General features: G+C 41.5%; 6 protein-coding genes. 4 read left to right on the top strand and 2 right to left on the bottom strand.

Annotation, left to right across the window (positions count from 1 at the left end; translation table 11 throughout):
• The first annotated feature begins 187 nt into the window (after positions 1–187).
• Complete coding sequence (locus B3O12_RS00050) at positions 188–349, top strand: Lacal_2735 family protein (protein WP_308440966.1); 162 nt, start codon at positions 188–190, stop codon at positions 347–349.
• A 3-nt stretch (positions 350–352) separates the two neighbouring features.
• Here the strand turns inward: B3O12_RS00050 and B3O12_RS00045 are convergent, their stop codons facing one another.
• Positions 353–1222: an alpha/beta fold hydrolase gene (locus tag B3O12_RS00045; protein WP_286754851.1), complete on the bottom strand. Its 870-nt coding sequence runs from the start codon at positions 1220–1222 to the stop codon at positions 353–355.
• A 243-nt stretch (positions 1223–1465) separates the two neighbouring features.
• The gene (locus B3O12_RS00040; RefSeq protein ID WP_189629821.1) at positions 1466–3628 is read right to left on the bottom strand and encodes a glutamine synthetase III; all 2163 of its coding nucleotides are present in this window, start codon (positions 3626–3628) and stop codon (positions 1466–1468) included.
• A gap of 230 nt (positions 3629–3858) precedes the next feature.
• On the opposite strand from B3O12_RS00040, the gene mtaB reads away from it, so the two are divergent.
• The 3 genes from mtaB (at position 3859) to B3O12_RS00025 (ending at position 6595) form a co-directional block, all read left to right on the top strand.
• A complete protein-coding gene (mtaB, locus tag B3O12_RS00035) occupies positions 3859–5178 on the top strand; it encodes a tRNA (N(6)-L-threonylcarbamoyladenosine(37)-C(2))-methylthiotransferase MtaB (protein WP_286754850.1) in 1320 nt (439 codons plus the stop codon).
• 116 nt (positions 5179–5294) lie between these two features.
• Positions 5295–5534: a hypothetical protein gene (locus tag B3O12_RS00030; protein WP_286754849.1), complete on the top strand. Its 240-nt coding sequence runs from the start codon at positions 5295–5297 to the stop codon at positions 5532–5534.
• A 101-nt stretch (positions 5535–5635) separates the two neighbouring features.
• Positions 5636–6595, top strand: a complete 960-nt coding sequence (locus B3O12_RS00025) for a hypothetical protein (protein WP_286754848.1) — start codon at positions 5636–5638, stop codon at positions 6593–6595.
• The last annotated feature ends 276 nt before the right edge of the window (positions 6596–6871 follow it).

Below are 6871 nucleotides of genomic sequence, written 5' to 3'. Positions count from 1 at the left end.
ACATACGCAAAGGAAAATATCCGCAATCTCATTTAGGCTCTGTTGAGATACCGGATAAAACAGCCCTTTTTGAGAGTTTAAGGCCTATCTTTCCGGCATGACGTTCTTTTCGTACATCGAACTCAGGTTAAATAAGCACCCCTACTAAAACAATTGTATTTAAAGAGCTGTTGAGCTATAAAAAATCATGGGTTGGTTTACTAAAAAAACAGAAAAAGAGAAGCTTCACGATCGTTACAAAAAACTAATTGAAGAAGCTCACAAGCTTTCACACAGCAACCGGAAAGCAAGCGACTTAAAGACTGCCGAGGCAGAAGAGGTTTTAAAGCAAATAGAAGCACTGAGTTAATCCTTACTGCCTGAACTCCCTCATCAATTCCAGTGCCTTTTGTTTTACAAGAGCATATTCATTCCAGGGTAAAAAATGGTTCTGCTTAGGTAAGAATATCACCTCTTTTTGAGCATTGATTAGCATGCTATCAGCAAAATTGGCATTCTGTGGATGTACAAGTCCATCCTCTCCTCCTTGTACCACAATAGTTTTTGCCTGAACTCCGGGCCAAAGCAGAAGCATTTGTTCAAGCTCCTCCTCAAGAAAAATAAGCTCTTCGTTCGAAACCCGTATAATTTTGGGAACCAGCGCACTTAGCAATGGCCATCGCATGGGCTTTCTGAACCAATCTTCGTTAGGCTCAAGGCGCGGATCCAAAGCCGGTGCCAGTAGCACAAGACCATCTACCCAATCGGGGTAATCCATTGCCAACCGGGCAGCAATTGGCCCTCCTAACGAATGACCTACTATAACTCTGGGAGCAGGCAACGCCTCAAGCATGGGTTGCAACAAGGCTGCTTGCTTCTCTATGGAGCCTACCGGTTTGCCAAATTCCGACTTGCCATAGCCTGGGCGGTCTACTGCCACTACAGACACGTTCTGATACAAAGTACTGTCAGCAAAATAATCTATGAACGCATCCCATCCGCCCGGTGAACCATGCAGAAACACAATAGTACCGTTTTTCGCTACGTCTAGTTGTTTATAATGAATGGCGTAACCATCCACATTGTAAAACACACTTCGTGGTTGAACCGGCTTGTCTCGAAAATACTTTGCTACCTCCCTATCGCTCTTGGTGAGGCTAACACAGCTGCTTACAATTTGAGTAAGAACTATAAAGCCTAATAAAAGAGTCAGGCAACCTATTTTAATCTTCTTTTTGGTCATTCCACGCATTCATTATAAATATAACTATTTGTAAATGAGCATGTTTATTATCACCCTGCAATTGACCAGCAAACGACATTTCTGCTTAGTCTAAGAAGAAAGGATGCCCACAACAATTTATGCCTGCTATTAATCTCCCCATAGTTTTACCTGTGGTCTGATGAAACCGCAACAACTACCAACAAATGAAAAGGCCCGTTCTCTAATGAAAACAGGCCTTCTATAGTGGTTTCAAAAAGGAAATTACCTTAAGAATAACATTTCTCTGTACTTCAATAATGGCCAGTCTTCATCGTCAATCAAACCTTCCAAACGATCCACAGCATCTCTGATCACATCAAAATAAGCTGCTTTAATTTGATCGCAGTAAGCAATGGCTCTTTCTCTGGTATCTTCTATAGAGTTAATCTCTCCCCTCACATCGTTCATGGCTGTTACATTCTTCTGAATAGTAACAATCTGAGCGTTTACCTTTTCGAGAATCGATTTGATATGGCTATTATCTAACCCAAACTCTCCCAAACCACGAGCATTCTGAATTAGTTTATTCTGGTAGTTAATTGCGGCAGGAATTACCTGCGCCATAGACATTTCAGAAATCAGGCGTGCTTCAATTTGAATCTTGAGAATATAATTCTCTAGCTGAATTTCGTTTCGCGCTTCTAGCTCTAGTGGCGACATTACACCAAACTCCTCAAAAATATGCTTAGAGGTTTTAGATACATAAGCATCCAACGCTCTTGGAGTATCTTTCACATTAGGTAAACCTCTTCTTTCGGCTTCATCGGCCCACTCTTGAGAGTAACCATCACCTTCGAAGCGAACGGCCTTAGAGTCTTTTATGTATTCTCTAAGCACGTTGACAATGGCAATCTTTTTGTCTTCGCCTTTTTTAATCCTTTCGCTAACTACCTTGTAGAATTCTTTCAGTTGCTTAGCCATAATGAGGTTAAGCACTGTCATTGGCTCAGCCACGTTCTGGTTAGAACCAACTGCTCTGAATTCAAACTTGTTACCTGTAAAGGCAAAGGGAGACGTTCTGTTTCTATCGGTGTTGTCGAGAATGATCTCAGGAATCTTATCAATTCCCAACTTCATGTACATATTTTCACCCTTGTCAATCTTAATGTTACCATTGTTCTCAAGTTCATCGAGAACGGCATTAAGATCGGACCCCAGGAAAACCGACATAATAGCCGGAGGGGCTTCATTAGCACCCAGGCGATGATCGTTTCCGGCAGAAGCAATACTGGCCCTCAACAAAGGCGCATACTCATGAATGGCCTTAACGGTGTTAACCAGGAACGTAAGAAATTGAAGGTTTTCTCTGGCACTGCTGCTTGGCTGGAATACGTTCACCCCATTGGATGCGATAAGAGACCAGTTATTGTGTTTTCCGCTACCGTTTAGACCTGCAAATGGTTTTTCGTGGAACAGAATGGACAAGTCGTGCCTTTCGGCCACTCGATTCATCACATCCATCATAAGCGAGTTATGATCTGTGGCCACGTTAATATCTTCAAATATTGGTGCCACCTCAAATTGAGAAGGTGCCACCTCATTATGACGGGTAGAAACAGGTATACCTAGTTTAAGGCACTCTATTTCAAAGTCTTTCATAAAGTTGTATACTCTACTTGGTATGGCACCAAAGTAGTGATCGTCCAACTGTTGCCCGCGTGCAGGATGGCGGCCAAACACGGTTCTTCCGGCCATTACCAAGTCAGGACGAGCATTGAACAAGGCCTTATCTACTACAAAATACTCCTGCTCACAGCCTAGTGAAGCACTGACTCTATTCACATTTCGATCGAAAAGCTGACAAACCTTAGTGGCCGCCTTATCTACTGCCTCAACAGCTTTTAGCAACGGTGCCTTATAGTCCAGGGCCTCACCGGTGTACGACACAAAAATGGTTGGAATACAAAGTGTACGTCCCCAAATGAAAATTGGTGAACTTGGATCCCATGCCGTATAACCTCTGGCTTCGAAAGTAGATCGTATACCACCATTGGGAAATGAGGATGCATCGGGTTCCTGCTGAATCAACTCGCTACCTTTAAACACCTCAATGCCCTTGTGCGCATCGAAAAACGAATCGTGCTTTTCGGCTGTTGCACCTGTAAGCGGCTGAAACCAGTGAGTATAATGAGTGGTTCCTTTAGAAATTGCCCAGGTTTTTACAGCAGAAGCTACCTCATTGGCAGTTTCTACGTCAATTTTCTTCCCTTTTTTAATGGCACTTTCTACTTTTTTGAAAGTATCTGGAGCAAGAGTGGCTTTCATCTTGTCCATTGTGAACACTTCTTCTGCGAAGAAGTCAGAAATTTTGTCAGAAGGAGCAAAAACTCTGTCTGTAGTTCTTTGCTGCACGATGTTTAGGGCACGTTGGCGCTGATTCGACATTTTTGTTGACTTTTGTGATCTAAATTCGTCCCGAAATTAACACAATTACGTAAACCTCTTTCGTTTCAGCTTATTTTTTTATCCGTTTTCAAAAGAAAAACGTTTGCACTAAGAGATTTGGGTTAAAAATCACACCTAATACTATCGATTTCTGAAAAAGTGAAGCTAAAAGGGTTCCATCGACTATCTTTCTTCAATAATCCTTACCTTTGCAGTCTTTCCACCCGTCAATGAAGAAGGTTGCATTTTATACATTAGGCTGTAAACTAAATTTCTCCGAAACATCTACTATTTCCAGACAATTTGAGGAAAGAGGGTTTGCCAAGGTGGAGTTTTCTGACACCCCCGATGTCTTTATCATTAATACTTGCAGCGTTACAGAAAATGCTGATAAGAAGTGTAAGAAGATTGTTAAAGAGGCTCAAAAAATCAACCCTGACGGGTTTGTGGCTATCATTGGGTGCTATGCCCAACTAAAACCCAAAGAAATTGCCAATATTGAGGGAGTAGACGCTGTTTTGGGAGCGGCTGAAAAGTTCAGACTTCTGGACCTCCTTCCTACTTTCAAAAAATCTCCGCAGGCTAGAGTATTGGCCTCTGAGATCAAAGAAGCAACAACTTTTAACAATGCCTATTCTATAAACGACCGAACCAGAACCTTCTTAAAGGTTCAGGATGGTTGCAACTATCACTGCGCATTCTGTACTATACCACTTGCCCGAGGCAAAAGCCGCAGCGACAGCATAGAGAACATTATTAAATCGGCAAAGGAAATAGCCGCCACCGATACTAAGGAAATAGTGCTTACCGGGGTAAACATAGGTGACTTTGGAATTCAGGACGGAAAACGAACTGAGCGATTTGTTGACCTTGTAAAAGCAATCGATGAGGTAGAGGGCATTGACAGAATTCGGATATCATCTATTGAACCCAACCTCCTAACCAATGAAATCATAGAATATACGCTTAATTCAAAGCGCTTCGTACCGCACTTCCACATTCCGCTACAGTCAGGTAGCAATAAAATTTTGCGCAAAATGAGAAGGCGCTACCTGAGAGAGCTGTACGAAGACCGGGTTTCAAAAATTAAGAGCCTTATACCCGATTCGTGCATTGGAGTAGACGTCATTGTTGGTTTCCCTGGCGAAACAGAAGCCGACTTTCTGGAAACTTACAACTTTCTGAACGAACTGGACATTTCGTATTTACATGTATTTACCTATTCGGAAAGGGCCAATACGGCAGCACCTGAAATGGAAGGAACTGTACCAATGAAGGAAAGACAGAAACGCTCTAAAATGTTGCGTATTCTATCCGAAAAGAAGAAACGACAGTTTTACGAAAGCCAGCTGGGAACTACACGCACCGTTCTCTTTGAAGACGATGTTGAAAATGGCATGATGCACGGTTTTACTGAAAACTATGTGAGGGTGGCCGCAAAATATGATCCACTGCTAATCAACGAACTAAAAACGGTGCAATTGAAGCGAATTAATGAGAATGGAGTGGTGGAAGTTGAAGAACCTGAAATGGTTTTTGAGACTCATTAGGCTCCGTTAATTATCTTCTCAAACCCGTTTGTCCTTGTACTATAGATAATAGTGTTATTATACCCGTAAAACACACTATGTCTAGCGCAGGCCACATATTGGATTCTATCAAAAGAATGAAAGCCAACAGAGCGCTAACCGCGCGTAGAGATGCTTTCAACATAAAAGAGGTCAACACTTTTAAACCCAAGGCTGAATCAGAATTCAAGAAGTATAGATTTAGAAAAGCCAGCCCTGAATATCTAAAAGGATTAAAACTACAATTATCAGCTGAGCGAAAAAGAGAGCTTATCAAACAAACTATAATTCTATTACTCTCTGTGGCTATTGGTCTAATAATCTTTTACAGTATGTAAAAATCAATTTCATGTATTTGTAATTGGTTTTTCTGTATATAAGTTATACATTCATAGCGTCTTATAAACGGCCTATCTCTTAAGACCCACTACCCCAACCAATGTATTTAATTCCTTCAATCCGTGCTTTTGTGCACAGGGTTCACCCTACAAATAGGCGAAAGCGCATATTCTATATATGCCTCTTTTTATGCCTCCCCACATTTATTACGCTCGGCTCCTGGCTGGAAATTACCTTCGTGGGCAAAAACGTGAGTTTTCAAGTACCTGCCGAAATAACCTTCGCCCTGGATCTGAGTGGGGTAAACTCCGAGAACATCTACATTAAAAAATCGAAAGACGATCTGAACGGAGTACGAGTAAGTAAATCGCAAAAAGAATTTAAGGCTACCTATGCTTTTCCGGGATACTACAAAGCACAGTTAATAGCAGACAATGAGCTGTTAAAAGTAAATGACGTCTTCGTTAAGTCCTTTGGTTGGGTAGCTACCTTAAACAACTCGGGAACCATTGAATACCTGAATAAAAGCGATATTAAGTGCGATGCTATGATAGGTTTATCGGCTGATAAGCTAAAAGAAATAGAGTCTCAAATCACTACCCCTACCCTAACCTTTCACTATTTCGACCAGATAAACCCCGTTTCGGGTCTAGACTTTACGCTGGAAACTCGTTTGAGAAGCACCTTTAACTCTTATGGTGCTCCTTGTAAAAGAATCAAGCTAGAAATTGTCGGCACCAATTCCACCTTCCTTATTCCCCTCTCAATTAGCGCCTGTTCGGTTGAAGGCCCTATACTTATTGCCGGTCAGGAGTTCTATCCTACTCAGGTAGACATAAGGAGCCTTCAGACCGACTATAGCCAATGGCAGAAGGTTAAAATGGAAGTAAACGGAGGCTTGGCTAAGTTTTACATAGCAGACAAGCACAAGCTAACGCTTCCGGTTCGTGCTAGTATTGGACAAATTGTAGGCTTCAGGTACCATTTTGAAGGTGCAGGCGAAGTTGACTTTGTAAAGCTAACGGACACCAGAGAAGTTATTTATGCGGCTCCTTTTTAAGAAATTTTGCTTGAATAGAGATCCGAAAGAGGAAATAGCCTATCAAAATCTACCCAGATAATATTTCCATTTTCGATACGAAAAGAATTGAACAGATATTCATCTATGAATTTCTTAATATCAGGCTTTGATGAAGAATAGATAAGCCCCTTAAAGTCAACCCGTTAATTTTATCCATTGGAAAAAGAAATTAATAACTGAAACGGTTTGACCGCAATCGCATTCTCAACTTTAAGCTGAGTTCTATGTAAGGAAGTAGTAAAATATCCCCTCTTA

The sequence above is a fragment of the Roseivirga sp. UBA838 genome, from assembly GCF_002296035.1.
GTDB classification, from domain to species: Bacteria; Bacteroidota; Bacteroidia; order Cytophagales; family Cyclobacteriaceae; genus Roseivirga; species Roseivirga thermotolerans.
Note: the sequence above shows the minus strand (reverse complement) of the source record. Positions and strands in the feature narration are given on the sequence as shown.

What these genes read in the sequence shown, in the direction of transcription:
- B3O12_RS00025 (WP_286754848.1), top strand. Translation starts at nt 5,636, where the DNA reads ATGTATTTAATTCCTTCAATCCGTGCTTTTGTGCACAGGGTTCACCCT.
- mtaB (WP_286754850.1), top strand. Translation starts at nt 3,859, where the DNA reads ATGAAGAAGGTTGCATTTTATACATTAGGCTGTAAACTAAATTTCTCC.
- B3O12_RS00045 (WP_286754851.1), bottom strand. Translation starts at nt 1,222, where the DNA reads ATGACCAAAAAGAAGATTAAAATAGGTTGCCTGACTCTTTTATTAGGC.
- B3O12_RS00030 (WP_286754849.1), top strand. Translation starts at nt 5,295, where the DNA reads ATGAAAGCCAACAGAGCGCTAACCGCGCGTAGAGATGCTTTCAACATA.
- B3O12_RS00040 (WP_189629821.1), bottom strand. Translation starts at nt 3,628, where the DNA reads ATGTCGAATCAGCGCCAACGTGCCCTAAACATCGTGCAGCAAAGAACT.
- B3O12_RS00050 (WP_308440966.1), top strand. Translation starts at nt 188, where the DNA reads ATGGGTTGGTTTACTAAAAAAACAGAAAAAGAGAAGCTTCACGATCGT.